Origin of the sequence: Thioclava marina, from assembly GCF_002020135.1 — a bacterium.
Lineage (GTDB): Bacteria > Pseudomonadota > Alphaproteobacteria > Rhodobacterales > Rhodobacteraceae > Thioclava > Thioclava marina.
The window spans coordinates 93,523-119,560 of record NZ_MPZS01000002.1; the positions used below are offsets into that span (position 1 = coordinate 93,523).

The 26,038-nt window shown below is 64.7% G+C and carries 21 protein-coding genes; 17 read left to right on the forward strand and 4 right to left on the reverse strand.

Features of this window, described 5'->3' with window-relative positions:
• Positions 1-125 precede the first annotated feature (125 nt).
• The 7 genes from BMG00_RS10680 to BMG00_RS10710 all read left to right on the forward strand — a co-directional run bounded on the left by BMG00_RS10680 (position 126) and on the right by BMG00_RS10710 (position 8,650).
• The gene (locus BMG00_RS10680; RefSeq protein WP_078574795.1) at positions 126-1,685 is read left to right on the forward strand and encodes a 2-isopropylmalate synthase; all 1,560 of its coding nucleotides are present in this window, start codon (positions 126-128) and stop codon (positions 1,683-1,685) included.
• A gap of 333 nt (positions 1,686-2,018) precedes the next feature.
• Positions 2,019-3,050 (forward strand): rod shape-determining protein, encoded by a 1,032-nt coding sequence (locus BMG00_RS10685; protein ID WP_078529792.1) that lies wholly within the window; start codon positions 2,019-2,021, stop codon positions 3,048-3,050.
• Between the two features lie 52 nt (positions 3,051-3,102).
• Positions 3,103-4,074 carry a rod shape-determining protein MreC gene (gene mreC / locus BMG00_RS10690; protein ID WP_078529793.1) on the forward strand — a complete coding sequence of 324 codons (972 nt, stop codon included), beginning with the start codon at positions 3,103-3,105 and terminating at the stop codon, positions 4,072-4,074.
• Entirely contained in the window at positions 4,071-4,610 is a 540-nt protein-coding gene (locus tag BMG00_RS10695; RefSeq protein ID WP_078574338.1) for a hypothetical protein, read from the forward strand. Before mreC ends, BMG00_RS10695 begins: the two co-directional genes overlap by 4 nt.
• A 10-nt stretch (positions 4,611-4,620) precedes the next feature.
• A complete protein-coding gene (gene mrdA / locus BMG00_RS10700; RefSeq protein ID WP_078529795.1) occupies positions 4,621-6,570 on the forward strand; it encodes a penicillin-binding protein 2 in 1,950 nt (649 codons plus the stop codon).
• Entirely contained in the window at positions 6,567-7,712 is a 1,146-nt protein-coding gene (rodA, locus tag BMG00_RS10705; RefSeq protein WP_078529796.1) for a rod shape-determining protein RodA, read from the forward strand. Before mrdA ends, rodA begins: the two co-directional genes overlap by 4 nt.
• Complete coding sequence (locus BMG00_RS10710) at positions 7,709-8,650, forward strand: 2-hydroxyacid dehydrogenase (protein ID WP_078574339.1); 942 nt, start codon at positions 7,709-7,711, stop codon at positions 8,648-8,650. The genes rodA and BMG00_RS10710 overlap by 4 nt, the downstream gene beginning before the upstream one ends.
• A 64-nt stretch (positions 8,651-8,714) precedes the next feature.
• Here BMG00_RS10710 and hisG read toward each other — a convergent pair whose 3' ends face one another.
• The 3 genes from hisG to hisS are packed head-to-tail and all read right to left on the reverse strand — an operon-like array spanning position 8,715 to position 11,985.
• On the reverse strand, positions 8,715-9,416 hold the full coding sequence (hisG, locus tag BMG00_RS10715; protein ID WP_078574340.1) for an ATP phosphoribosyltransferase: 702 nt from the start codon (positions 9,414-9,416) through the stop codon (positions 8,715-8,717).
• Positions 9,413-10,483 carry an ATP phosphoribosyltransferase regulatory subunit gene (locus BMG00_RS10720; RefSeq protein WP_078574341.1) on the reverse strand — a complete coding sequence of 357 codons (1,071 nt, stop codon included), beginning with the start codon at positions 10,481-10,483 and terminating at the stop codon, positions 9,413-9,415. The genes hisG and BMG00_RS10720 overlap by 4 nt, the downstream gene beginning before the upstream one ends.
• Positions 10,483-11,985 carry a histidine--tRNA ligase gene (gene hisS / locus BMG00_RS10725; protein WP_078574342.1) on the reverse strand — a complete coding sequence of 501 codons (1,503 nt, stop codon included), beginning with the start codon at positions 11,983-11,985 and terminating at the stop codon, positions 10,483-10,485. The genes BMG00_RS10720 and hisS overlap by 1 nt, the downstream gene beginning before the upstream one ends.
• Positions 11,986-12,060: 75 nt before the next feature.
• On the opposite strand from hisS, the gene BMG00_RS10730 reads away from it, so the two are divergent.
• Positions 12,061-12,267 (forward strand): SlyX family protein, encoded by a 207-nt coding sequence (locus tag BMG00_RS10730; protein ID WP_078574343.1) that lies wholly within the window; start codon positions 12,061-12,063, stop codon positions 12,265-12,267.
• Entirely contained in the window at positions 12,264-12,692 is a 429-nt protein-coding gene (locus BMG00_RS10735) for a hypothetical protein (protein ID WP_146642602.1), read from the forward strand. Before BMG00_RS10730 ends, BMG00_RS10735 begins: the two co-directional genes overlap by 4 nt.
• Positions 12,693-12,695: 3 nt before the next feature.
• Here BMG00_RS10735 and dnaE read toward each other — a convergent pair whose 3' ends face one another.
• Positions 12,696-16,196, reverse strand: coding sequence for a DNA polymerase III subunit alpha (gene dnaE / locus BMG00_RS10740; RefSeq protein ID WP_078574345.1), 3,501 nt, complete (start codon positions 16,194-16,196; stop codon positions 12,696-12,698).
• Positions 16,197-16,428: 232 nt separating this feature from the next.
• On the opposite strand from dnaE, the gene xdhA reads away from it, so the two are divergent.
• The 8 genes from xdhA to BMG00_RS10780 are packed head-to-tail and all read left to right on the forward strand — an operon-like array spanning position 16,429 to position 26,019.
• The gene (xdhA, locus tag BMG00_RS10745; RefSeq protein ID WP_078574346.1) at positions 16,429-17,829 is read left to right on the forward strand and encodes a xanthine dehydrogenase small subunit; all 1,401 of its coding nucleotides are present in this window, start codon (positions 16,429-16,431) and stop codon (positions 17,827-17,829) included.
• Positions 17,826-20,105, forward strand: coding sequence for a xanthine dehydrogenase molybdopterin binding subunit (xdhB, locus tag BMG00_RS10750; protein ID WP_078574347.1), 2,280 nt, complete (start codon positions 17,826-17,828; stop codon positions 20,103-20,105). The genes xdhA and xdhB overlap by 4 nt, the downstream gene beginning before the upstream one ends.
• Positions 20,102-21,037, forward strand: a complete 936-nt coding sequence (gene xdhC / locus BMG00_RS10755; RefSeq protein WP_078574348.1) for a xanthine dehydrogenase accessory protein XdhC — start codon at positions 20,102-20,104, stop codon at positions 21,035-21,037. The genes xdhB and xdhC overlap by 4 nt, the downstream gene beginning before the upstream one ends.
• On the forward strand, positions 21,034-22,548 hold the full coding sequence (locus BMG00_RS10760; protein ID WP_078574349.1) for an ABC transporter ATP-binding protein: 1,515 nt from the start codon (positions 21,034-21,036) through the stop codon (positions 22,546-22,548). Before xdhC ends, BMG00_RS10760 begins: the two co-directional genes overlap by 4 nt.
• Entirely contained in the window at positions 22,545-23,624 is a 1,080-nt protein-coding gene (locus BMG00_RS10765; protein ID WP_078529807.1) for an ABC transporter permease, read from the forward strand. The genes BMG00_RS10760 and BMG00_RS10765 overlap by 4 nt, the downstream gene beginning before the upstream one ends.
• Complete coding sequence (locus tag BMG00_RS10770; RefSeq protein WP_078574350.1) at positions 23,621-23,950, forward strand: hypothetical protein; 330 nt, start codon at positions 23,621-23,623, stop codon at positions 23,948-23,950. Before BMG00_RS10765 ends, BMG00_RS10770 begins: the two co-directional genes overlap by 4 nt.
• The gene (locus BMG00_RS10775) at positions 23,947-24,879 is read left to right on the forward strand and encodes an ABC transporter permease (RefSeq protein ID WP_078574351.1); all 933 of its coding nucleotides are present in this window, start codon (positions 23,947-23,949) and stop codon (positions 24,877-24,879) included. The genes BMG00_RS10770 and BMG00_RS10775 overlap by 4 nt, the downstream gene beginning before the upstream one ends.
• A 51-nt stretch (positions 24,880-24,930) precedes the next feature.
• Positions 24,931-26,019, forward strand: coding sequence for a BMP family ABC transporter substrate-binding protein (locus tag BMG00_RS10780; RefSeq protein WP_078529810.1), 1,089 nt, complete (start codon positions 24,931-24,933; stop codon positions 26,017-26,019).
• Positions 26,020-26,038: the final 19 nt, after the last annotated feature.

Sequence of the window (26,038 nt, forward strand, 5' to 3'; positions counted from 1 at the left end):
TCGGGCGCGAACGCTCAGGGGTATCCAGCGCCCGGACAACTTCCGAAAGCCACCGCGCAATGCTGGCCTTCGGGACCAACTGACGCTAAGAGCCAAGACGAAAGAGACAGCAGATGGCCCAGACCATGACCGACAAATCCCGCGTTCTGATTTTCGACACCACCCTGCGCGACGGCGAGCAATCGCCGGGTGCGACGATGACCCATGACGAGAAGCTCGAGATCGCCGACCTGCTCGACGAGATGGGCGTCGACATCATCGAAGCCGGTTTCCCGATCGCCTCGATCGGCGACTTCGAGGCGGTGAGCGATATCGCGAAACGGGCGAAGACCTCCACGATCTGCGGCCTTGCACGCGCGAAGCTGCCCGATATCGACCGCTGCTGGGAAGCGGTGAAGCACGCCAAATCGCCGCGCATCCACACCTTCATCGGCACCTCGCCGCTGCACCGTGCGATCCCGAACCTCGACATGGACCAGATGGCAGAAGTGATCCACGAAACGGTGACGCATGCGCGCAATCTGTGCGACAACGTGCAGTGGTCGCCGATGGATGCGACCCGGACCGAACATGATTACCTCTGCCGCGTCGTCGAGATCGCGATCAAGGCGGGGGCCACGACGATCAACATCCCCGACACGGTGGGTTACACCGCACCGGCCGAGTCCGCTGCACTGATCCGCATGCTGCTCGAGCGCGTGCCGGGCGCCGATGAGATCATCTTCGCCACTCACTGCCACAACGATCTGGGCATGGCGACGGCGAACGCGCTGGCCGCAGTCGACGCCGGCGCACGTCAGATCGAATGCACGATCAACGGTCTGGGCGAGCGCGCGGGCAATACCGCGCTCGAAGAGGTGGTGATGGCGATGAAGGTGCGCCACGACATCATGCCCTACGACACCGGCATCGACACCACCAAGATCATGAACATCTCGCGCCGCGTGGCGCAGGTCTCGGGCTTCCCGGTGCAGTTCAACAAGGCGATCGTCGGCAAGAACGCCTTCCTGCATGAAAGCGGCATCCACCAGGACGGCGTTCTGAAGAACGTCGAGACCTTCGAGATCATGAAACCCTCCGATATCGGCATCACCGAGACCAATATCGCGATGGGCAAGCATTCGGGCCGCGCCGCGCTGCGCTCGAAGCTCAACGATCTGGGCTATGATCTGGCCGACAACCAGCTCAACGATGTCTTTGTGCGCTTCAAGGCGCTGGCCGATCGCAAGAAAGAGATCTACGACGACGACCTGATCGCGCTGATGTCGGACACCGCCGCGAACACGGCGGACGACTACCTGCAAGTGAATTGGCTGCGCGTGGTCTGCGGTTCGGACGGCCAGGAAGCCGAGCTGAAGATGCTCGTCGATGGCGAAGAGAAAAGCTGCAAATCCGAAGGCGACGGCCCGGTTGATGCAGTCTTCAACTGCGTGAAGTCGATCTACCCGACCAAGGCGAAGCTGAAGCTCTATCAGGTCCATGCAGTGACCGAGGGCACCGACGCGCAGGCGACCGTGTCCGTACGTTTGGAGGAGGATGGGCGCATCGTGACCGGCTCGGCTGCCGATACCGACACGATCCTCGCCTCGGTGAAGGCCTATGTCGGCGCGCTCAACCGCCTGCGGGTGCGCAGCCAGAAGACCGCGCCGGATGCGGATGTGAAACAGGTCAGCTACAAACTCTGATACGCGACTGGCGAGTCGGCGACAATCGGGCAGCCCCACGCGGGCTGCCCTTTGAACATCCACCCCCTCCTGCACCTGCGGAATCCGCAAATCAGCACGATTTCGTGACAGGTTGATAATCTGGATTTTTCAGGTCGATTTTTGCCTCCTGGACAGTCAGAAATGTTGAAAAAGGTCAATCGCTTGATCGCCCTTGCGCGGATAACCGCAGGCCACCTGTTGCCGCAGCGCAAATCCGCTTCCACGCCAGCGCCGCTTTGACTATACGAAGCCCGGACCACGACGGGCACGAGTCGGGGTTTTCACGACTTTTGCGACGGGACAGGCGGACAAATGGTAGCTGGGATCTTCTCTTCCGACATGGCGATCGACCTCGGGACGGCGAACACGCTGGTCTACGTGAAGGGCAAGGGCATCGTGCTGAACGAACCCTCGGTGGTCGCCTATCACGTCAAGGACGGCAAGAAGCAGGTCCTCGCGGTCGGTGAGGACGCCAAGCTGATGCTCGGCCGCACCCCCGGCTCGATCGAAGCAATCCGTCCGATGCGCGACGGCGTCATCGCCGATTTCGACAGCGCCGAGGAAATGATCAAGCATTTCATCCGCAAGGTGCACAAGCGCTCGACCTTCTCGAAGCCGAAGATCATCGTCTGCGTCCCCCATGGCGCGACCCCGGTCGAGAAACGTGCGATCCGCCAGTCGGTCCTCTCGGCAGGCGCCCGTCGCGCCGGCCTGATCGCGGAACCGATCGCGGCGGCCATCGGCGCGGGCATGCCGATCACCGATCCCACGGGCTCGATGGTGGTCGATATCGGCGGCGGCACGACCGAGGTGGCCGTTCTCTCGCTGGGCGATATCGTCTATGCGCGCTCGGTGCGCGTGGGCGGCGACCGCATGGACGAGGCGATCATCTCCTATCTGCGCCGCAACCAGAACCTTCTGGTGGGCGAATCCACCGCCGAGCGGATCAAGACCACGATCGGCACCGCGCGTATGCCCGATGATGGGCGCGGCATGAGCCTTCACGTGCGCGGCCGTGACCTGCTGAACGGCGTGCCGAAAGAGACCGAGATCACTCAGGCGCAGGTCGCCGAGGCGCTGTCCGAACCGGTGCAGTCGATCTGCGACGCGGTGATGCAGGCGCTCGAGACCACGCCCCCGGATCTGGCCGCAGACATCGTTGATCGCGGCGTGATGCTGACCGGCGGCGGCGCCCTTCTGGGCGAGCTGGACCTGGCGCTGCGCGAGCAGACCGGCCTGTCGATCTCGATTGCCGATCAATCGCTCAACTGTGTTGCGCTCGGCACCGGCAAGGCGCTTGAATACGAAAAACAGCTTCGCCACGTGATTGATTACGACAGCTGAGTTGGGCCCGGGAACGCACAACGCCCGGCCAGAGAGCTGACCGGAGACGGAATTGGCCAGAAACCGCGACGATCAGGACTATATCGGACCGCTGCGCCGTCTGGGTGTGGCGGTTCTCGCGTTGCTGCTTCTGACATTCTTCCTGATCTGGCGCATCGACAGCCCGCGGATGGAGCGCGTGCGCTCGGCCCTCGTCGACCGCTTCGTGCCAAGCTTCGACTGGGCGATGGCGCCGGTGACCAAGATCACCGACATGATCGAGGGTTTTCAGTCCTACTCCCGGATCTACGAACAAAACCAAGAACTTCGCCGCGAGCTCCAGAAAATGAAGGCCTGGCGCGAGACGGCCGGTCAGCTTGATCAGCAAAACGCCAAGCTGCTCGCGCTGAACAAGGTGCGGCTTGATCCGAAGCTCACCTCCGTTTCGGGACGAGTGCTGGCCGATAGCGGCTCGCCGTTTCGCAAATCGGTGCTGCTGAATGTCGGCAAGCGCGACGGGATCGTGGATGGCTGGGCCACGATGGACGGGCTGGGCCTCGTGGGACGGATCTCGGGCGTGGGGGCCTCGACATCGCGCGTGCTGTTGCTGACCGATGCCTCGAGCCGGATCCCGGTGAGCATCCCCGCCTCTGGCCAGAACGCGATCCTCGCGGGCGACAACTCCCCCTACCCGGTGATCGACTTCCTTGAGCATTCCGACCGTGTGCGTCCGGGCGACCGGGTGATCTCCTCGGGCGATGGCGGCGTCTTCCCGGCTGGTCTCTTGGTGGGCGAAGTGTTCGAAGATCGCAGCAAGCGCCTGCGGGTGCGACTTTCGGCCGATTACGAGCGCCTGGATTTCCTGCGCGTGCTTCGCTCCTATCCGGTGGACCGCATCGACAGCTCGGGCGGGCTGATCGCCCCGGATCCGGAACTGATCGAACAGGAAGCCGCCGAGAAGGCGCGCGCCGAGGCCGCCGAGGGCTCGATCGAAACCGGCGACGGCCCCGAAGCGACGGACGGCGCGACGGGGGCAGGTCAATGATCGACCCGCTCACCCGCCGCCGGCTTGGCTATCGCACGCTCTTCATCGGCATCGGGATCGCGCTGATCTTCGTGCGTCTGCTGCCACTGAGCCATACGCCCGGCGCCCTTCCCGGCCCCGATCTGATGCTGGCGCTGACGCTCGCTTGGGTGCTGCGCCGCCCTGAATACGTTCCCGCACTGCTGATCGTTGTCGTTTTCCTGCTCGAGGATATCCTGTTCTGGCGGCCGATCGGGCTCTGGACCCTGATCGTGCTCGGCGCGACCGAATTCCTGCGTGCCCGGGAGAACGCGTTGCGCGATCTGCCATTCGCGCTGGAATGGGCGTTGGTTGCGGTGCTGCTGGTGGTTATGATGTCGCTCAAGCGGTTCATGCTGATGATCGTGATGGTCGAGCAGCCCGCTCTCGGTCTGGAGCTGTTCCGCATGTTGATGACGCTCGCGGCCTATCCGGTTGTCGTGGTGGTCTCGCGGATCGCTTTCGGACTTCGGCGTGCCGCGCCGGGCGAGGTCGATGCCTTCGGGCACAGGTTGTGAGAGGGGTGCCATGAGACGATCCCCGAAAGACACGGAAGAAAGCACTCGCCGCATCACGCGCCGCGGCTTGATGCTGGGCGGCGCACAGGTTGCGGTGATGGCCGTCCTCGCGGCCCGCATGCGCAAGATGCAGCTCGAGGATGCCGATCAGTATCGACTACTGGCCGAGGGCAACTCGGTGAAGATCCGCCTGATCCCGCCCGCGCGCGGTTTGATCTTCGACCGCAACGGCGTGCTGCTTGCGGGCAACGAACAGAATTACCGCGTCACCATCACCCGCGAGGATACCGACGATGTCGACGCGACACTGACCGAGCTGCGCCGCCTGATCCCGATCACCGATGCGGATGCGGCCGATATCCTGCACGACATTCGCCGCCGCCCGCCGACGACGCCGGTGACCGTGGCCGACCGCCTGACCTGGGACGAGTTCTCGCGCGTTGCTGTCAACGGCCCGTCCCTGCCGGGTGTGAACCCCGATGTGGGCCTCTCGCGCCTCTATCCGCGCCAGGACGATTTCGCCCATGTGATCGGCTATGTCGGCCCGGTTTCGGATTTCGATCTCTCGAAGATGGAAGATCCCGATCCGCTCTTGCTGATCCCGAAATTCCAGCTTGGAAAATCCGGCATCGAGGCGAAGGAAGAGGACGTGTTGCGCGGCGAAGCGGGCCAGCGCCGGGTCGAGGTGAACTCGGCCGGTCGCGAGATGCGCGAGCTGTCGCGCGAGCCGGGCAAGCCGGGCGAGAATATCCAGCTCACCATCGATTACCGGCTGCAGAATTACGCTTTGCAGCGGCTCGAAGAGGAATCGGCGGCGACCGTCGTGATCGACGTGACCAATGGCGATGTGCTGGCCTGCGCCTCCGCCCCCTCGTTCGACCCGAACCTCTTCGTGCGTGGAATTTCGGTCTCCGATTACCGCCGACTGACGCAGGACGATCACCGCCCGTTGGCCGATAAAACCGTGCAGGGCCTTTACCCGCCCGGCTCGACCTACAAGATGGTCACCGCGCTAGCCGCTCTCGAAGCCGGGCTGGTGACACCCGAGGAGACCGTCTGGTGCCCGGGCTATGTCGAGATCGCGGGGCGCCGTTTCCACTGCTGGAAAGGCGCGGGTCATGGCCATGTGAACATGACCAAGAGCCTCGAGCAGTCCTGCGACGTCTATTACTACGAACTCTCGCAACGCGTCGGCATCGACAAGATGAGCGATATGGCGCGCCGACTGGGTGTCGGCGTGAAGCCCGACCTGCCGATGTCGGCGGTCAAGGAAGGCGTGGCGCCCACGAAGGAATGGAAGCAGGAGCGTTACGGCAAGGACTGGCTGATCGGCGACACGGCGAACGCCGCGATCGGTCAGGGCTATGTTCTTGCCTCGCCGATGCATCTCGCGATCATGGCGGCGCGCATCGCGAGCGGCAAGAAGGTCGAACCACGGCTGATCCGGGCGCGCGACGGGGTCGAACAGCCGGTGCGGGTGAGCGACGATCTGGGCATCGCGAAAGAGCATCTCGCCGATGTGCGCCGCGGCATGACGGCGGTGGTGAACTCCGCGCGCGGCACCGCGCGCGGTTCGCGCATCGCGATGACCGAATGGAAGATGGCGGGCAAGACCGGCACCTCGCAGGTGCGCAACATCACCAAGGCCGAACGGGCGCGCGGCGTGATCCGCAACGAGCAGCTGCCCTGGAACCGCCGCGACCACGCGCTGTTCGTGGCCTTTGCTCCAGTCGACAATCCGCGCTACGCGGTCTCGGTCGTGGTCGAGCACGGCTCGGGCGGCTCGACCGCCGCAGCCCCGATTGCACGCGACGTACTTCTTTTTGCGCTGGCTGGCGGACTGCCCCCGGATGACGCCTACCCGTCCTCTGCTCGCGCCAAGGCGAAGGACCTCAACAACTCGCTCAATCTGGTCGACCCGGAAACGGTGCAAAAGCCGCAGGCGAGGTCACGCGCATGAGCTATCTCGAGAGCAATCTCAAGACCGTCCCCGTGGGATGGCGCAAGATCCTCTACATGAACTGGCCGCTGGTCATCTTGCTGACGGCAGTCGCCTGCGCGGGCTTCCTGATGCTCTATTCGGTGGCGGGCGGCAATCTCAGGACCTGGGCCGAACCGCAGATGAAACGCTTCGCGCTCGGCATGGTGGCGATGTTCACCGTGGCCTTCGTCCCGATCTGGTTCTGGCGCAACGTCTCGGCGGCCGCCTATTTCGTGGCCCTGCTGTTGCTGGTCGCGGTCGAGTTCTTTGGCGCGATCGGCATGGGCGCTCAGCGCTGGCTGGAGATCGGCCCGTTGCGAATCCAGCCCTCCGAACTGATGAAGATCACCCTCGTGATGCTGCTTGCAGCCTATTACGACTGGCTGCCGGTCGAGAAGGTCTCGCGCCCGCTATGGGTGTTCATCCCTGCCGTGATCATTCTCACGCCCACCTTCCTCGTGCTGGCCCAGCCCGACCTCGGCACCGCCGTAATGCTGGTGCTCGGCGGCGCTTTCGTGATGTTCGCGGCCGGGGTGAGCCTTTGGTATTTCGGGACCGTTCTGGCATTGGTCGTGGCGCTGGTCTTCGGCGTGATGGAGAGCCGCGGGACCGAGTATCAGCTGCTCCATGACTACCAGTACAAGCGGATCGACACCTTCCTCGATCCCGGCTCGGACCCTCTCGGTGCGGGCTACAACATCATGCAGGCGCAGATTGCGCTCGGCTCGGGCGGCTGGTCGGGGCGCGGCTTCATGCAGGGCACGCAGAGCCGCCTGAACTTCCTGCCCGAGAAGCATACCGATTTCATCTTCACCACGCTCGCCGAAGAGTTCGGCTTCGTCGGTGCCTTCTCGCTGCTGATGCTCTATGCCGGGATCATCGGCTTCGCCCTCTATACTGCAATGGCCACGAAGGACCGCTTCGCCTCGCTTCTCAGTTTCGGGGTGGCTGGGACATTCTTCTTCTTCTTCGCGATCAACATGGCGATGGTGATGGGACTGATGCCGGTGGTGGGCGTGCCCTTGCCGCTTGTCTCTTACGGTGGCACCGCGATGATGATCCTTCTGGCCGCCTTCGGGCTGGTCCAAAGCGCCCATATTCACCGACCGAGGCAAAGATGATCCGGGTTCTTTTCGCCGACAAACCCTCGAACTGGCCGCGTTACGAGGGGCCGCTGAGCGACGCCATCGCCGCAACCGGCCTCGAAGCCGAGATCGTCCAACCCGGCGAGGCCGATCCCTCAACCGTCGATTACATCGTCTATTCGCCGCAAGGCCCGGTGCAGGATTTCACCGCCTATACCAAGGCGAAAGCCGTGCTGAACCTCTGGGCCGGGGTCGAGCGTGTGGTGGGCAACACCACCCTGACGCAGCCGCTCTGCCGGATGGTCGATCAGGGGCTGGAACGCGGCATGGTCGAATACGTGACCGGCCATGTGCTGCGCTATCACCTCGGAATAGATGCGACACTGGCGCAGCAAGACGGGGTCTGGCGCCATGACGGGGGCGTGCCACCGTTGGCGCGCAACCGCTCGGTTGTGATGCTGGGGCTCGGGGCCTTGGGCAAGGCCTGCGCCGAGGCGCTGGCGGGGCTGGGCTTCGCCGTGACAGGCTGGAGCCGGACGCCAAAGGAGATTGCGGGGATCACCTGTCTGAGCGGCGAAGAGGGTCTGCGCGAGGCACTGTCGCGCGCCGAAATCCTCGTCTCGATCCTGCCCGATACGCCCGAGACGACCGATCTGCTGAATTCCCGGACGCTGACGCTGTTGCCGAAAGGCGCGCGGATCATCAACCCCGGGCGCGGCACGCTGATTGACGACGATGCGCTGTTGACCGCGCTCGGGGTCGGGCAAGTCGGTCATGCGACGCTCGATGTGTTTCGCACAGAGCCCCTGCCCCCGGAGCACCCTTATTGGGCGCATCCCAACGTGACGGTCACGCCCCATATCGCCGCCGAAAGCCGGGCCGAGACCGCCTCGGAAGTGATCGCCGAGAATATCCGGCGCGGCGAGGCCGGTGAGCCGTTCCTATACCTGGTCGACCGTTCGCGCGGCTATTGAACGCCGAGGGGCGCTGCCCCGCTCGCTGACGCGAGCCCCCGGGATATTTAGGCCAAGAGGAAGATCAGAGCGCGGGCGCGTCGAGTCCGAGTTGCCGTGCGAGATCCGCGAGGCGCGTTTCCTGGCCGGACCAGTCGGCGGCGCGCGAGGCGAACAGGGTTGCCTGCGATTGGTGGATCAGCCCGTCGGAGAGGATCTTCAGGTGGTTGGCGCGCAGCGTCTCGCCGCTCGAGGTGATATCGGCCACGGCCTCGGCGGTGAGGTTGGCGATCGTGCCCTCGGTCGCGCCCTGACTGTCGACCAGTTGCCAGTCGGCGACGCCCTGCCGCGTCAGGAACTCGCGCACCAGCCGGTGATATTTCGTGGCGATGCGCAGGCGAAAGCCATGCGTCGCGCGGAAGCGGTGGGCGGCGGCGTCGAGATCTTCGAGGCTGTCGACATCCGACCAGCAAGCCGGCACAGCGATGATCAGATCGGCATGGCCGAAGCCCATCGGCGCGAGATCGACGACCTGGCTTTCCCAATCGGCGAGCTTTTCGCGCACGAGATCGGAGCCGGTGACGCCAAGATGGATGCGCCCTGCGGCCAGCTCGCGCGGGATTTCTCCCGCCGAAAGCAGCACCAGCTGCACGCCCTCGGCCCCTTCGACCGCGCCTGCATATTCGCGCTCCGAGCCGGTGCGCTTGAGCGTGATGCCAGCTTGCGCGAACCAGTCGAAGGTCTTCTCCATCAGACGGCCCTTGGAGGGCACACCGAGCTTGATCATGCCTTTCCCTCCAGATCGGCCATCAGCCCCGCGCGGATCACCCCGCCCACGGCCGGGATCTCGCGCCCTTGCCCCAGTTGCCGGGTCAGCGCGTCGTAGCGCCCGCCCGAAGCCACGGGGGGCAGGTCGGGATCGGCGGCGGTGAAGGTGAAGACGAAGCCGTCGTAATATTCCATCGTCGAGCGGCCGTGGCTGGCGTCGAATTGCAGGGTGGCGAGGTCGATGCCTTTCGCAGCGAGCGCCGACAGGCGGCGTTCGAGCCGCGCGATGGCGGGTTCGAGCGCCGGGATCGCGAGTGTGCGCAAGGCGGCGGGCGCAGCCACGGCCGGGCAGCGCAGTTCGGCCAGAGCGTTGAGCGCAGCGACCGCGTCGGAGGCGAGCGGCGGGGCCTTCGCATCGGCTTCGAGCGCTGCGATCCGCGCCTCCATTTCCTCGCGCGAGCGCAGCCCGATCCAGGGCGCGCCGGAGCGTTGTCCGGTCAGCAGATCGGCGCGGGCCTTGGGCACCTCGATCTGACCGGAATAGCGGGCGAGCAGGTGCTGGAACCGCTTGGGCCGCCAGATGTGACGGGCGAGAGCGGCCTTGCGTTCGGGCAGCGTGTCGAGCCCATCGACGGCGGCGCGCAGCAGGCCCATATCGCCGATCGTGGCGGAGAGCTTGAGCTTGGACAGCAGCCCGGAGAAGAGCGCGAAAACCTCGGCGTCGGCGGCTTCCGGGTCGGCGCGGTCGAAGATCTCGAAACCGGCCTGGAAATACTCGTTCGAGCGTGCCGGTCCGCGATGGTCCTGACGGCGAAAAACCTCACCAGCATAGGCGTAACGCGCGGGTTCGGCGCCATTGGCCATGTGTTCTTGCACGACCGGCACGGTGAAGTCCGGGCGCAGCATCATCTCGCCGCGCAGCGGGTCGGCGGTGACATAGGCGCGGGCGCGGATATCCTCGCCGTAAAGGTCGAGAAGCGCCTCGGCGGGTTGCAGGATGTCGGGGGTGACCTCAACCGCGCCAGCGGCGAGGAATTGTGCCAGCAGACGGCCCGACTGCGCCCGCGACTGCGCCTTGTCCGCCATTATTCGGCCTCGTAGCGCGCAAGGATCTCTTGCACTTTTGCAACCATTTCGCCGGTCGGAACCTCGAACTGCGCGGGTTGGGATTTCCATTCCTCAACCGTCGCGTCCTGAGCGATCTTCGCACCGAGGATCAGGTCCTTGATCTGGACGACGCCGCGTTGCGCCTCGTCCGAGCCCTGGATGATTGCGACCGGGCTTTCACGTTTATCCGCGTATTTGAGCTGGTTGCCGAAGTTCTTCGGGTTGCCGAGATAGACCTCGGCGCGGATGCCAGCGGTGCGGAGCGTCGAGGCGAGTGCCATGTAATCGGCCATGCGGTCGCGATCCATCACGGTCACCACGACCGGACCTTGCGCGGCTCCCCCGATGCGGCCCTTCGCGCGCAGCGCGGCGAGCAGGCGGTCGACGCCGATCGAGACGCCGGTGGCCGGGACGACCTGGCCGGTGAAGCGCTTGACGAGGTCGTCATAGCGTCCGCCGCCTGCGACCGAGCCGAACTGGCGCGGTCGGCCCTTTTCGTCGGTGATCTCGAAGGTCAGCTCGGCTTCGAAGACCGGGCCGGTGTAATAGCCCAGGCCCCGCACGACCGAGGGGTCGATGACGATGCGGTCGGGGCCGTAGCCCTGCGCGTCGAGCAGCGAGGCGATCTGTTCAAGTTCGTCCACGCCCTCCGCTCCGAGCGCCGAGCCGGCGACCAGTTCGCGCAGGCGGGCGACGGTGGCGGCGTTGTCGTCGCGCTTGGCCTCCATGAAACCCATGACCGTATCGGCCTGAGCCTCGGACAGCCCCGCGCCCTTGGTGAAATCGCCCGACTCGTCCATCCGACCCGCGCCCATCAGAAGACGCACGCCCTCCTCGCCGAACTTGTCGAACTTGTCGATCGCGCGCAGGACGATCCCGCGTTCCTCTTCGAACTTCGACGGGTCGGACGGGTCGAGCACGCCCGCGACTTCCATCACCCCGTTCAGAACCTTGCGGTTGTTCACCCGCACCACATAATCGCCGCGCGGAATGCCGACCGCTTCCAGCGCATCCGAGAGCATCCCGCAGATCTCGGCGTCAGCCGCCACCGAGGGCGCGCCCACGGTATCGGCATCGCATTGGTAGAACTGGCGGAACCGGCCCGGACCGGGCTTTTCGTTACGCCAGACCGGGCCCATGGTGAAGCGGCGGTAAGGCGTGGGCAGATCGTTGCGATATTGCGCGGCGACACGGGCCAGAGGCGCCGTCATGTCATAGCGCAGCGCCAGCCACTTGCCGTCATCTTCCTCCTGCCAGGCGAAGACGCCCGCATTCGGGCGGTCCACATCGGGGAGAAACTTGCCCAGTGCCTCGACCGTCTCGATGGCCGAGGTTTCCAGCGCCTCGAAGCCATGCGCGCGATAGACTTCGGCGATCTTGGCCAGCATATCGGCCCGCTCGGTCACCTCCGCGCCGAAATAGTCGCGAAAACCCTTCGGGGTCTCGGCCTTGGGACGGGGCTGTTTTTTCTCTTTGGCCATCGGCTTGCACCTGATCTGATCTCGCGCGAGGGTGTAGCCCAAGGGGCTGGCCCCGGCAAGCGATAGGGACGATTCATGCAAGATCGCATCGAACGGGCGGAAGAACAGATCGCCTATCTCACCAAGACGGTGGAGGAACTGTCGGATGTGGTGGTCGAACAGGGCCGCCGGATCGAACGTCTGGAACGCCAGCTCGGCCTTCTTATGGAGCGCGAGGCCGAGCGCGAATACGAGGGCGGTGGGACAATCCCGCTGTCCGATCAGAAACCACCGCACTGGTGATGGTCAGCGCGCTCTGGGGGCTGGTCGGGGTCTTCGTGAGCGTGCAGGCGCTAGTCTATGCCGCGCTGTTGATCTGGCCCGGCGGGGTCGATCTGCGCGCGGTGGTGACGCGGTTCGAGACCTGGCAGGACAGCGGCATGCTGATCTTGCAGATTTTCTTCGCCCTACCCCTGTTGAGCGCGCTGATCTGGCGGATGCGGGTGCAGCGGCAGGCTCAGGTGTTGGTCGGGCTCTGTTTTCTGTGCACCGCATTGCTGGCCGCGAGCGGATGGCTGGAACTCTCCCAGATCGAAAGCGCGATCCGCGAGTCAGTCAACGCGCAAGATCGTCTGAGAGGGCTCGCACTGCTGCGCTGGGGCGAATTCGCGCTGGCGATGATGGCCGCGATCGTGCTGCGGCTGGGCTGGAGCGCGCGGAGGCTATGAGGGTCAGACCTCCTGCACCTCGCTCACCCCGCGCAGGCTGCGCAAAGCGCCCTTCACCTGCGCATTGACCGGAGCCTCGCGCAGCGCTGTGATCTGATAGCGGCACTGGCGCTCGGTATCGTAGACCATAAAACTCACGGGCCCGCGCGATTGCACCTTGCCTTCGCGCGCGACCCGGTCGAGCAGGCTCGCGACCGAGGCCACAGCCTGCGTGTCGTCGATATGAACGAGAAGCCCCGACGAACCCGCATCCGCCGTCGCCTTGTCCACGGTCTGCGCGGCATTGGCGACCATGCGCACCGATTCGCCATCGACTTCGACTTTCACCGTCAGCACCAGCAGGTTGCCGGTTTCCAGCACGTCGCGGCAGGCCTCCAAAGCCTCAGACCAGAAGGCGACCTCGTAGGGACCGGACGCATCCGAGAGCGCGACGAAGGCAAAGCGATTGCCCTTGGCCGATTTCTTCTCGCGCACGGAAGCCACCTCACCCGCGATCTTGGTGACGAAGGGCCCGCCGACGGCCTTGGCCTGCACCTCTTCCCAGCTCAGCACGTTCTTGCGCTTGAGCGCGGGCAGGTAATCCTCGATCGGGTGGCCCGAGAGGTAGAAGCCGATCGCCTTGTGTTCCTCGGCCAGACGCTCGCCCGGAAGCCAGTCGTCGGTATCGGCCAGACGCGGCGGGGGCAGATCGTCGCCCGCCTCACCGAAGAGCGAGACCTGCGCCGACTCGCGCGCCTCGATCACGGCGCCCGACCATGCCATCAGCGATTCCAGCGATTCGAACACCCGCTTGCGGTTCGGATCGAGCAGATCGAAAGCCCCGGCGCGCGCAAGCATCTCCAGCGGGCGCTTGCCCACCCGCTTCATGTCCACCCGACGGGCAAAGTCGAACAGGTCCGCAAAGGGCTCGTCGCCGCGCGCCTCGACGATCATCTGCATCGCCTCGACGCCCACGTTTTTCAGCGCGCCCAGCGCGTAGACCAGCTTCTGATCGACCACATCGAACATCGCGAGCGAGCGGTTCACGCAAGGCGGAATGATCTCGATCCCGAGCTTCTTCTGCACCTCATCGGCATAGACGGCGAGCTTGTCCGTGAGATGAATATCGCAATTCATCACCCCGCCCATGAACTCGACCGCGTGGTTCGCCTTCAGCCAGCCGGTGTAATAGGACACCACCGCATAGGCCGCGGCGTGGGATTTGTTGAAGCCGTAGTTCGCGAATTTCTCCAGAAGGTCGAAGACCTCCGAGGCCTTCTTCTTGTCGACCCCGTTCTTGGCAGCGCCCTCCTCGAATTTCGGGCGCTCGGCGTCCATCGCCTCCTTGATCTTCTTACCCATCGCGCGACGGAGAAGGTCCGCGCCGCCAAGCGAGTAGCCCGCCATGACCTGCGCGATCTGCATCACCTGCTCCTGATAGACGATGATGCCCTGCGTCTCTTCAAGGATATGGTCGATGGTCGGATGGACCGAGGTGATGTCACGCAGCCCGTTCTTCACCTCGCAATAGGTCGGGATGTTCTCCATCGGTCCGGGACGGTAAAGCGCCACGAGTGCCACGATATCCTCGATACAGGTGGGCTTCATCTGGCGCAGCGCCGATTTCATGCCCTCCGATTCCACCTGGAACACGGCGACCGTCTTCGCATCGGCATAGAGCTTGTAGGTCTTCTCGTCATCGAGCGGGATCGCGTTGATGAGGTTCTCCGCGCCCTCCGCCGGTTCGTAAAGCGTGTTGCCTGCCGCATCGACATGCAGCGGGCGGCCCGACTTGAAGATCAGGTTCATCGCCGACTGGATCACCGTCAGCGTTTTCAGGCCGAGGAAGTCGAATTTCACCAGACCGGCCTGCTCGACCCATTTCATGTTGAACTGGGTCGCAGGCATGTCCGAGCGCGGATCCTGATAGAGCGGCACCAACTCGTCGATCGGGCGGTCGCCGATCACCACCCCCGCCGCGTGGGTCGAGGCATTGCGCAAGAGCCCCTCGATCGCCTTCGCATAATCGAGAAGCCGCGCCACGACTTCTTCGTTCTTCGCGGCCTCGCGCAGGCGCGGCTCGTCGGCCAGCGCCTTTTCGATCGAGACGGGCTTCACCCCCTCGACCGGGATCATTTTCGAGAGCTTGTCGACATGGCCATAGCTCATCTGCAGCACGCGGCCCACATCGCGCACGGCAGCCTTGGACAGAAGCGCACCGAAAGTGATGATCTGCCCCACCTTCTCGCGGCCGTATTTCTTCTGAACGTATTGGATCACCTCCTCGCGGCGATCCATGCAGAAGTCGATGTCGAAGTCCGGCATCGAGACACGTTCGGGGTTGAGGAAACGTTCGAACAGCAGCGAATAGCGCAGCGGATCAAGGTCGGTGATGGTGAGCGCATAGGCGACCAGCGAGCCCGCGCCCGAGCCCCGCCCCGGCCCGACCGGAATATCGTGATCCTTGGCCCATTTGATGAAGTCCGCAACAATCAGGAAGTAGCCCGGGAAGCCCATCTGCTCGATGATGTCGAGCTCGAATTGCAGGCGTTTCTCATACTCTTCAACCGGGGCGGCATGCGGGATCACGTCGAGACGCGCGCGCAACCCGTCCCAGGCCTGACGGCGCAGTTCCTCCACCTCGTCATCGGCGAATTTCGGCAGGATCGGCGCGCGCTTGTAGGCGGCGAAGGCGCAGCGTTTCGCGATCTCGACCGTGTTCTCGATCGCCTCGGGCAGGTCGGCGAAAAGCGCGACCATCTCACCTTCGGACTTGAAATAATGCTGCGGGGTCAGACGGCGGCGAGGCTCGATCTGATCGACATAGGCGCCTTCCGCGATACAGATCATCGCGTCATGGGCCTCATACATCTCGGTCTTCGGGAAATAGACGTCATTGGTCGCGACCAGCGGCAGACCCATCTCGTAGGCCCATTCGACGAAGGGGCGCTCGGTCGCCACTTCCGCCTCGGTCAGTGCGCCGCCCTCGCCCGGGTGGCGCTGCAACTCGACATAGAGCCGGTTGGGATAGATCCCGGCGAGCTTCTGCAACAGCGCCTTCGCGCGGTCCTTCCCCCCGTTGCGAATGAGCCGCCCGACCGGCCCGTCGGGCCCACCCGACAGACAGATCAGCCCCTCGGAATAGCGCTCCAACTCCTCGATCGTCACCTGCACCTGCGCCCCGTGCTTGTCGAGATAGAGGCACGAGTTCAGCTTCATCAGGTTCTCGTATCCGCGCTCCGTCTGCGCCAGCAGCACGACCGGCGCGGGCAGACGCGGCTTCTCGCCCGGTTTCGCGGGATCGTATTCCAGCGAGACCTGACAGCCGATGATCGGCTGCAACCCGGCCCCGATCGCGGTGACGGAAAATTCCAGCGCCGCGAACATGTTATTCGTATCGGTGACGGCCACGGCAGGCATCCCCGCCGCCTCGCACATCTTCACAAGTTTCTTCGCGGGCACGGCGCCTTCGAGGAGCGAATACTCGGTATGGACGCGCAGATGAATGAATCGGGGGCTGGTCATGGCGCCAAGCTAGCGCCGCGCGCAGGTCCGCGCCAGCCTCTCGCGACGTCTCGCCCGCGTGTTCCGGCAGACACCCGCCCAAAAATTGATCACCAGATCAAGTTTCAGGCGGGGTGCCTCTGCGAATCCCTTGCCAATCCCCATCCGCATCGGGTTTGCTGGCCCGGTCCCGTTCTACGCCGCATCGAGCGGGACGACAGGGACAATGGTGGTAACGCGGCGGAATTTTCGTATGGAAATCACGTTTCTTCTCAACGGAGAAACCCGCCGTGTCGAGGTGAGCGACCCGACGCAATCCGTGCTCGACTGGCTGCGCGCCGAGGGGCTGACCGGCACGAAAGAGGGCTGCAACGAGGGCGATTGCGGCGCCTGTTCGGTGATCGTGACGGATGATAGCGGCGCCAAGCCGCTCAATGCCTGCCTGATGATGATGCCCCATCTGCACGGTCGCGCCCTGCGCACCGTTGAGGGGATCGGAGACCCCGATGGCGCGCTCCACCCCGTCCAGCAGGCGATGATCGACCATCACGGCTCGCAATGCGGCTTCTGCACGCCGGGCTTCATCGCCTCGATGGCCGCGGGCCATCTGAACGGGCGCACCGATCACGACGATCTGCTCGCCGGAAATCTCTGCCGCTGCACCGGCTACGCCCCGATCATCCGCGCCGCGAAAGCCGCCGAAGCCGCACCCGTGCCGAATTGGATGCGCGACACCCCCATCCAACTGCATGAAATATCCTCGGGGGGTGAATGGTCCGCAGGACCAGAGGGGGGCCGACAGCCCCCCTTCCTGCCGACCGGCTCGGACGAACTCGCCGAGTGGTATCTCGCCCATCCCGAGGCCACCTTGATCGCAGGCGCCACCGATGTCGGCCTGTGGGTCACGAAACAGCTCCGCGAACTCAAAACGGTCGCCTTCCTGAACAACTGCAAGGACTTGCAGGTGATCGAGGAAACCGAGGACAGCTATATCGTCGGCGCTGGCGTTACCATTGCCGCCTTGCGCGAAGCCATGGCCGATCCCCATCCCGCCTTCGCGGAACTCCTGCGTCGCTTCGCCTCCGAACAGGTCCGGCAAGCCGCGACCATCGGCGGGAATATCGCGAACGGCTCGCCAATTGGCGACAGCCCGCCCGCGCTGATCGCGATGGGGGCAGAGCTGACCCTGCGCAAGGGCGACACCCGCCGCACGATCCCGCTCGAGGCCTTCTTCCTCGACTACGGCAAACAGGACCGCACGCCCAGCGAGTTCGTCGAAAGCGTCACGATCCCGAAATCCGCGCCCGATCTCGCCTGCTACAAGCTCTCGAAACGCTTCGATCAGGACATCTCCGCCGTCTGTGGCGCGCTGAACATCCCGCGCAATGGCGGGACGATCACGGCCCCGCGTATCGCCTTCGGGGGCATGGCGGGCACTCCGAAACGCGCTGCGGCACTTGAGGCCGCGCTTGACGGCCAGCCCTTCACCGAAGAGGCGATCATGGCCGCCCTGCCCGCGCTGGAACAGGATTTCACCCCGCTCACCGATATGCGCGCCTCGGATGCCTACCGGATGGAGGCCGCGAAAGCGTTGCTGCTCCGGTATCTCCGCGAGGCCCAAGGCGAGCTTTCGATCCTGGAGGTTCAGCCATGAGTGTCGGAACCCCAAAACCCCATGATTCGGCACAACTTCACGTCACCGGTGCCGCGCGCTATGTCGATGACATCCCCTGCCCCGCGACCACGCTGCACCTCGCCTTCGGGCTTTCGACAGAGGCCCATGCCGAGATCACCGCGCTCGATCTGAGTGCCGTGCGCACAGCCCCTGGCGTCATCGCGGTGATGACCGCCGAAGACATGCCCTTCGCCAACAATGCCTCCCCCGCGCCCGAGCCCGAACCGGTTCTGGCCGAGGGCGTCGTGAAGTTTGTCGGCCAGCCGATTTTCGTGGTCGCCGCGACCAGCCACCTTGCCGCGCGCAAGGCGGCGCGTCTCGCCAAGATCGACTATGCCCCGCGTCCCGCGATCCTGACTGTCGAAGACGCTCTGGAGGCAAAGAGCCATTTCGAGGGCGGCCCCGTCACCTGGGCGCGCGGCGATACCGAGGAGGGTTTTGCCAAAGCCGAGCACATCGTCGAAGGCAGTTTCGACATGGGCGGGCAGGAGCATTTCTACCTCGAAGGTCAGGCGGCGATGGCCCAGCCCGACGATCAGGGCATGGTGATCCGCTGCTCGTCGCAACACCCGTCCGAGATCCAGCACAAGGTGGCCGACGCCTTGGGCTGCGCGATGCATGACGTGCGCGTCGAGATGCGCCGGATGGGCGGCGGCTTCGGCGGCAAGGAGAGCCAAGGCAACCATCTCGCCATCGCCTGCGCCGTGATGGCGCGCGCCACGGGTCGACCCTGCAAGATGCGCTACGACCGTGACGACGACATGATGATCACGGGCAAACGCCATGAGTTCAAAATCAAATACCGGCTTGGCGCGGATGCCGAGGGAAAGATCGTCGCCGCTGAGTTCACCCATCTGGCGCGCTGCGGCTGGTCGCCGGACCTGAGCCTTCCGGTCTGCGACCGTGCAATGCTCCATGCCGACAGCTCCTATTTCCTGCCCAATATCCGGATCGAGAGCCACCGCCTGCGCACCAACACCCAAAGCGCCACCGCTTTTCGGGGCTTCGGCGGCCCGCAGGGGATGATCGCAACCGAGGTCGCGCTGGATCATCTGGCCCACGCGATGGGGCTCGACCCGCTCGATCTGCGCAAGAGGAATTACTACGACCCCGAAGGCAGGCAGAGCACGCATTATGGTCAGCCGGTCGAGGATTTCCTCCTGCCCGAGATGACAGCGGAATTGCAGAAATCTGCCGAATTCGCGGCACGGAAGGTGCAAGTTGCGGTCTGGAATAGTAATAATGCAACCTTGAAGCGGGGGATCTCGCTGACGCCGGTGAAGTTCGGGATCTCGTTTACGCTGACCCAACTCAATCAGGCGGGCGCGCTCGTGCATGTCTATTCCGACGGCTCGATCCAGCTCAATCACGGCGGGACCGAGATGGGTCAGGGCCTGCACCGCAAGGTCTGTCAGGTCGCGGCCTCGGTCTTCGGTGTGAGCGACGAGGATGTGCGCATCACCGCGACCGCGACCGACAAGGTGCCCAACACCTCGGCCACTGCAGCCTCGTCGGGGGCGGATCTGAACGGCATGGCGGTGAAGGCCGCCTGCGAGACGATCAAGGCGCGGCTGGCTGCGTTTTTTGCCGAGAGCGTGGGCTGCGCGCCCGAGGACGTGGAATTCAGCAATGGTGAGGTCCGCGCGGGCGCCCAATCCCTGCCCTTCGCCAAGCTCGCGAAACTGGCCCATGAGTCGCGCATTTCGCTCTCCTCCACCGGTTTCTACGCCACCCCCAAGATCAGCTGGGACCGGATCAAGGGCCAGGGGCACCCGTTCTTCTACTTCGCCTATGGCGCGGCGGTGACCGAGGTGGTGATCGACACGCTGACCGGCGAGAACCGCATCCTGCGCACCGATATCCTGCATGACGCGGGGGCCTCACTGAACCCGGCGCTCGATATCGGGCAGATCGAGGGCGGCTACGTTCAGGGCGCGGGCTGGCTCACAACCGAGGAGCTGGTCTGGGACGACAAGGGACGTCTGCGCACACATGCGCCCTCGACCTACAAGATCCCCGCCTGTTCGGACCGGCCGCGCATCTTCAATGTCGATCTGTGGGACGAACCGAACCGGGAAGAGACGATCTATCGCTCGAAAGCCGTGGGCGAGCCGCCCTTCATGCTGGCGATCTCGGTCTTCCTCGCGCTCGAGGATGCGTGCAAATCCTGTGGCCCGAACTGGCCGGATCTGCAAGCGCCCGCGACGCCCGAGGCAGTGCTTGCGGCGGTGCATCGCGCAAGGGGTGATGCATGAGCCTCGACTTGGCATATCTGGCCCGCATGGCCCAACGCGGCGCGTTCACACGGGTCGTGGTGGCGCGTGCGCAAGGGTCTGTCCCGCGCGAGGAAGGGGCCGCGATGCTCGTCTGGCCTGACCGGATCGAAGGCACGATCGGCGGCGGAGCATTGGAATACGCCGCGGTCGAAAAAGCCCGCAAGGGATTGACCGGGATCGAGAAAATTCCACTCGGCCCAGCGATGGCGCAATGCTGCGGCGGGGCGGTGACGTTGGCCTATGAAACCTTCGATGCGAGTTCCGTCGCGCGGATCGCAGGCGACTGGCACGCCCGTCCGCTTGGGCGCACCACCAATCCGCCGCTCGCCCTCACGCGCGCGCTCTCGCGGGCCCGCGATCGTGGGGAAACACCTCCGATGCTGATCGGCGACTGGCTGATCGAGCGTGTTACGGCCCCTGCGACACCCATCTGGATCTGGGGCGCGGGTCATGTCGGGCGAGCGTTCGTCAGCACGCTCGCCCCCCTGCCCGGCCTCGCGATCAGCTGGGCCGATAGTGGGGTCGAGCGCTTCCCTGAAACGACTCCAGAGGGCGTCACGCCATTGATCGCGGAAAACCCCGCCGATCTGGTGCCGCTCGCCCCAAGCAATGCCCGCCATTTCATTCTCACCTATTCCCATGCGCTCGATCTCGAGCTCTGTCACCGCCTGCTGACCCACGGTTTCACCGGGCTCGGGCTGATCGGTTCGGCCTCGAAATGGGTGAGGTTTCGCAAACGGCTGGGCATGCTTGGCCACACCGCCGCACAAATTTCACGCATTGCCTGCCCGATAGGCGATCCGACCCTTGGCAAGCACCCCCAGGCCATTGCCCTCGGGGTCGCGACCGGGCTAGTGAAAGAGCTGACCGCAGCGCAAGCTGCCACAGAAAGAGGGACGCGCGCCGGGTGAGCGAGCTGTTGAAGATCGAAGGGCTGACCAAGGCCTATCCCGGTGTCGTGGCAAATGACGGTGTCGGCTTTTCCGTGCGTCCCGGCGAGGTTCACGCGCTTCTGGGCGAGAACGGCGCGGGCAAATCAACGCTGGTGAAGATGATCTACGGGCTGGTGAAGCCCGATGCCGGCACGATGCATTTCGCAGGCGCCCCTTATGCCCCGACGGATCCACGTGCGGCGCGCACCGCCGGTGTGGCGATGGTGTTTCAGCATTTCTCTCTCTTCGAGGCGCTCAACGTGGCCGAAAATGTCGCGCTCGGCATGGAGAATCCGCCACCGATGCGCCAGCTTTCGGGAAAGATCCGCGAGATTTCCAAGGCTTACGGCCTCCCGCTTGATCCGGCCCGCCTCGTCGGCGATCTCTCCGCGGGTGAGCGTCAGCGCGTCGAGATCGTGCGCTGCCTGTTGCAGGATCCGAAACTCCTGATCATGGACGAGCCGACCTCGGTGTTGACACCGCAGGAGGTCGATATCCTCTTCCACACCCTGCGCAAGCTCTCCTCCGAGGGCACCGCGATCCTCTATATCTCGCACAAGCTCGAGGAAATCCGGGCGCTTTGCGAAGGCGCCACCATCCTGCGCGGCGGCAAGGTCGTGGGCTCGTGCAACCCGCGCGAGAAAACCGCGCGCGAGCTGGCCGAGATGATGGTCGGCGCCGAGCTGAAGGTGACCGATCGCGCCGAGCGCAGTTTCGGTGAGGTCGTACTCAAGGCCACCGGTCTCTCGCTGCCGCCGATGTCGCAATTCGGTCCCGCGCTGAAGGATGTCGGCTTCGAGCTGCATGCCGGCGAAGTGCTCGGGATCGGCGGGGTTGCCGGGAACGGGCAGGAAGAATTGCTGGCCACGCTGTCGGGGGAGAAACCCTCCATTCCCGGCACGGTGACGCTGATGGGCAAGGACATCTCCTCGCTTGGGCCCAATGGCCGCCGCGCGATGGGGCTGCTCGCGGCCCCCGAAGAACGGCTTGGCCATGCCGCCGTCCCGGCGATGAGCCTGATCGAGAATGCGATCCTGACGGGCACGATGCGCAAACCGCTGACGAAGAACGGTTTCGTCGATCAGGCGGCCGCCAAGCGTTTCGCCGACGAGATCATTGCCGCCTTCGACGTGCGCACGCCCGGTTCCCATGTCGCGGCCCGCGCGCTGTCGGGCGGGAACCTGCAAAAATACGTGATCGGCCGCGAAGTTCTGCAAAATCCGGCCGTCCTGATCGTCAACCAGCCGACCTGGGGTGTCGACGCGGCGGCTGCCGCCGCGATCCGGCAGGCCCTGCTCGATCTGGCGGCCAAGGGCGCGGCGGTCATTGCGATCAGTCAGGATCTCGACGAACTGATGGAGATCGCCGACAATTTCGCCGCGCTCAACGAGGGCAAACTCAGCGCACCGCGCCCGACGCAAGGTCTCACCATCGAGGAGATCGGCCTGATGCTGGGTGGCGCGCACGGGATGCAGGAGGCCACGGCATGATCACCCTCGTCCGTCGCCCGACCCCGTCGAAACTCTGGACCTACGCGACCCCGATTGTCGCCGTCATCGCAACAATGATTGCAGGGGGTATTCTCTTTGCCGTGCTGGGCAAACACCCGGTCGAGGCGATCCGCGTGATCTTCTGGGATCCGCTCTTTGGTGCCAACGCCGGCTATTTCAGGGGGCAGTTGCTGGTCAAGGCAGGACCGTTGATCCTGATCGCCGCCGGTCTCGCGATCGGTTTCCGGGCCGGGATCTGGAACATCGGGGCCGAAGGGCAATATATCATGGGGGCGCTTTTCTCCGCATGGCTCGCGCTGAAGATGTATCCCACTGAAAGCCATTGGCTTTTCCCCGCCATGATCGTGCTCGGCGCGCTCGGTGGTTTGCTCTGGGCGATGATCCCGGCGCTCTTGAAGGTGGTGTTCGGCACCTCCGAGATCCTCGTGTCGCTGATGCTGGTTTACGTGGCAGAAAACCTGCTGGCCTACATGTCTTTCGGCCCGCTCAAGAACCCCGAAGGCTACGGGTTTCCCGGCTCGCGCAACCTGCAGGACTACCCCTCGGCCTATAACGCGGAGCTCTTCGCGGGCACGGGCGTTCACTGGGGCGTGGTCACCGCGCTTGTTGCCGTGATCGCAACATACATTTTGATGCATCGCCACATCACCGGCTTCCGGATCCGAGTCGCAGGCGAGGCCCCGCGGGCGGCGCGCTTCGCGGGCGTGATCCCGGCGCGGCTCGTGATCTTCTGTCTTGGCCTCGGCGGCGCTTTCGCGGGGCTGGCAGGGATGTTCGAGGTCTCCGGCCCCTCCGGCCAGATCACCGACAGTTTCAACGTGGGATACGGTTTCACCGCGATCATCGTGGCCTTCCTCGGCCGCCTCCACCCGATCGGCATCCTGCTTGCGGGGCTCTTGATGGCGCTGACCTATATCGGGGGCGACATGGCGCAGCTTGTACTTGGCTTGCCCTCGGCGGCGATCCAGGTCTTCCAGGGGATGTTGCTGTTCTTCCTGCTGGCCTTCGATGTGCTGACCAACTTCCACATCCGTTTCGGGAGGGCTGGCGCATGAGGTTGCCTTCGCTCCATCTGCCGGTGATCGCCCTTGCGGGGCTGCTGCTCGGGCTCGGGATTTATTACCTGCTCGCGCTGCTCGACGTGATCTGGGCGGTGGTGCTGATGGGGATCGTTCTGCTGCTGGTCTTCGAAACCGCGCTGCGGGCGTCGCGGGCGCTGGTCTACCGGATGGGCGCACGTCCCGATGAGGAAGAGGCCCACCTGCCCCGCCTACGCGGGCGCGAACGATATGCCGCAATCGGCGGGCTGGTGGCGGGGCTCGGCTGCGGCTATGCGGTCTGGGGACCGGTTCTGATCTGGCAACAGGGAGGCGGCGCATGATCGTCGGTGGAATCGACATCGTCAGCCTGACGGCGACGCTGATGGGGGCCTCGACCCCCGTCCTTCTGGCCGCCACGGGCGAGCTGGTGGCCGAGAAATCGGGCGTGCTCAACCTTGGCGTCGAGGGCATGATGATCATGGGCGCGGTCGCGGGTTTTGCCGCAGCCGTCGCTACCGGCAATCCGGTGCTGGGCTTTGCGATGGGTGCGGTAGCGGGCGCGCTGATGGCGACGCTTTTCGCCTTCCTCACGCAGAAGCTGCTCTCGAACCAGGTCGCGACCGGTCTTGCACTGACGCTGTTCGGACTGGGGCTGAGCGCGCTGATCGGCAAGGGCTACGAGGGCGTGCGCCCGCCGCCGACCGCAAAGATTGATTTCGGTCCGCTCTCGGATATTCCCGTGCTCGGGCGCATCCTCTTTTCGCATGACTGGATGGTCTATCTCTCGCTCATCCTCGTGGCGGTGGTCTGGTATGTGCTGCGCTCGACCCGCGCGGGCCTGATCCTGCGCGCGGTCGGCGAAAGCCACGACGCCGCCCACGCACTCGGCTACCGGGTCGTGGCGGTGCGCTTCGCTGCGCTCGCTTTCGGAGGCGCGCTGGCGGGGCTGGGCGGCGCCTATCTCAGCCTCGTGCGCGTTCCGCAATGGACCGAAGGCATGACGGCTGGCGCGGGCTGGATCGCGCTCGCCATCGTCGTCTTCGCGAGCTGGCGGCCGTGGCGGGTGCTGCTCGGCGCCTATCTCTTCGGCGGCATCACGGCGCTCCAGCTCCAGCTTCAGGCTGCGGGTTACGCGATCCCCGTTCACATCCTCTCCATGGCGCCCTACGTGATCACCATCGTCGTTCTGGTGATCCTCTCGGCCATTCACCGCCACGGCGTGCAGGCAGCCCCTGCCAGCCTTGGCAAATCCTTCCATGCCTCGAGCTGAGGCATCCATCCAAGCCCCCGCAAGAGGGCGCAACAACCTGGGAGTTACGCGATGAACCGCAGATCCTTTCTGAAAACCACCGCCGCGACAGCCATCGTCGCGGGTGCGGGCAGCCTGCCCGCATTCGCCGCCGACGAGCCGCTGAAGATCGGCTTCATCTATGTCGGCCCCGTGGGCGACATGGGCTGGTCCTACCAGCACGATCAGGGCCGTCAGGCGATCGAAGCCGCCTATGGCGACAAGGTCCAGACCTCCTTCATCGAGAACGTTCCCGAAGGCCCCGACGCCGAGCGCGCCCTTACCCAGCTCGCGCTGGAAGGCAACAAGCTGATCTTCGCGACCTCGTTCGGCTTCATGGACGCCGTGATGAACGTGGCGAAGAAATTCCCGGATGTGAAATTCGAGCACGCCACCGGCTACAAGCTCTCCGACAATGTCGCGATCTATGACGCGAAGTTCTTCCAGGGCCGCGCCATTCAGGGCACGATCGGCGGTCGCATGACCAAGACCAACAAGATCGGCTACATCGCCTCCTTCCCGATCCCCGAGGTCTACCAGGGCATCAACGCGGCCTATCTCGCCGCGAAGAAGGTCAACCCCGATGTCGAGATGAAAGTCGTCTGGGCCTACACCTGGTTCGACCCGGCGAAAGAGGCCGACGCGGCCGCAGCCCTCATCGCCGATGGCGTGGACGTGCTGCTCCAGCATACCGACTCGACCGCACCGCAGGCGAAAGCTCAGGAAGCGGGCAACGTCATCACCTTCGGTCAGGCCTCCGACATGTCCTCCTTTGCGCCGATGCCGCGCGTGTCCTCGACCATCGACAACTGGGCGCCCTATTACGTCAAGCGCGCGGGCGCGATGATGGACGGTGCCTGGGCCTCGCAGGCGACCTGGGGCGGCATCGATACCGGGATGGTCGAGATCGGCGAGATCTCGGACGCGGTTCCCGCCGAGGTCAAGGCCGAGGCCCTTCAGCTCAAGGAAGATATCGCCTCGGGCAAGGTGCACCCCTTCACCGGCCCGCTCAAGAAGCAGGACGGGTCCGCCTTCCTCGCCGATGGCGAAATGGCGACCGACGAGCTGCTCCACTCGATGACCTTCTACGTCGAAGGCATCACCGCCGAGCCGCCGAAATAATCCGCAAGACGGAGACAAA

Coding starts and splice junctions, on each gene's coding strand:
- BMG00_RS10680 (WP_078574795.1), top strand. CDS start 126: ATGACCGACAAATCCCGCGTTCTGATTTTCGACACCACCCTGCGCGAC.
- BMG00_RS10685 (WP_078529792.1), top strand. CDS start 2,019: ATGGTAGCTGGGATCTTCTCTTCCGACATGGCGATCGACCTCGGGACG.
- BMG00_RS10695 (WP_078574338.1), top strand. CDS start 4,071: ATGATCGACCCGCTCACCCGCCGCCGGCTTGGCTATCGCACGCTCTTC.
- mrdA (WP_078529795.1), top strand. CDS start 4,621: ATGAGACGATCCCCGAAAGACACGGAAGAAAGCACTCGCCGCATCACG.
- rodA (WP_078529796.1), top strand. CDS start 6,567: ATGAGCTATCTCGAGAGCAATCTCAAGACCGTCCCCGTGGGATGGCGC.
- BMG00_RS10710 (WP_078574339.1), top strand. CDS start 7,709: ATGATCCGGGTTCTTTTCGCCGACAAACCCTCGAACTGGCCGCGTTAC.
- hisG (WP_078574340.1), bottom strand. CDS start 9,416: ATGATCAAGCTCGGTGTGCCCTCCAAGGGCCGTCTGATGGAGAAGACC.
- BMG00_RS10720 (WP_078574341.1), bottom strand. CDS start 10,483: ATGGCGGACAAGGCGCAGTCGCGGGCGCAGTCGGGCCGTCTGCTGGCA.
- hisS (WP_078574342.1), bottom strand. CDS start 11,985: ATGGCCAAAGAGAAAAAACAGCCCCGTCCCAAGGCCGAGACCCCGAAG.
- BMG00_RS10730 (WP_078574343.1), top strand. CDS start 12,061: ATGCAAGATCGCATCGAACGGGCGGAAGAACAGATCGCCTATCTCACC.
- dnaE (WP_078574345.1), bottom strand. CDS start 16,196: ATGACCAGCCCCCGATTCATTCATCTGCGCGTCCATACCGAGTATTCG.
- xdhA (WP_078574346.1), top strand. CDS start 16,429: ATGGAAATCACGTTTCTTCTCAACGGAGAAACCCGCCGTGTCGAGGTG.
- xdhB (WP_078574347.1), top strand. CDS start 17,826: ATGAGTGTCGGAACCCCAAAACCCCATGATTCGGCACAACTTCACGTC.
- xdhC (WP_078574348.1), top strand. CDS start 20,102: ATGAGCCTCGACTTGGCATATCTGGCCCGCATGGCCCAACGCGGCGCG.
- BMG00_RS10765 (WP_078529807.1), top strand. CDS start 22,545: ATGATCACCCTCGTCCGTCGCCCGACCCCGTCGAAACTCTGGACCTAC.
- BMG00_RS10770 (WP_078574350.1), top strand. CDS start 23,621: ATGAGGTTGCCTTCGCTCCATCTGCCGGTGATCGCCCTTGCGGGGCTG.
- BMG00_RS10775 (WP_078574351.1), top strand. CDS start 23,947: ATGATCGTCGGTGGAATCGACATCGTCAGCCTGACGGCGACGCTGATG.
- BMG00_RS10780 (WP_078529810.1), top strand. CDS start 24,931: ATGAACCGCAGATCCTTTCTGAAAACCACCGCCGCGACAGCCATCGTC.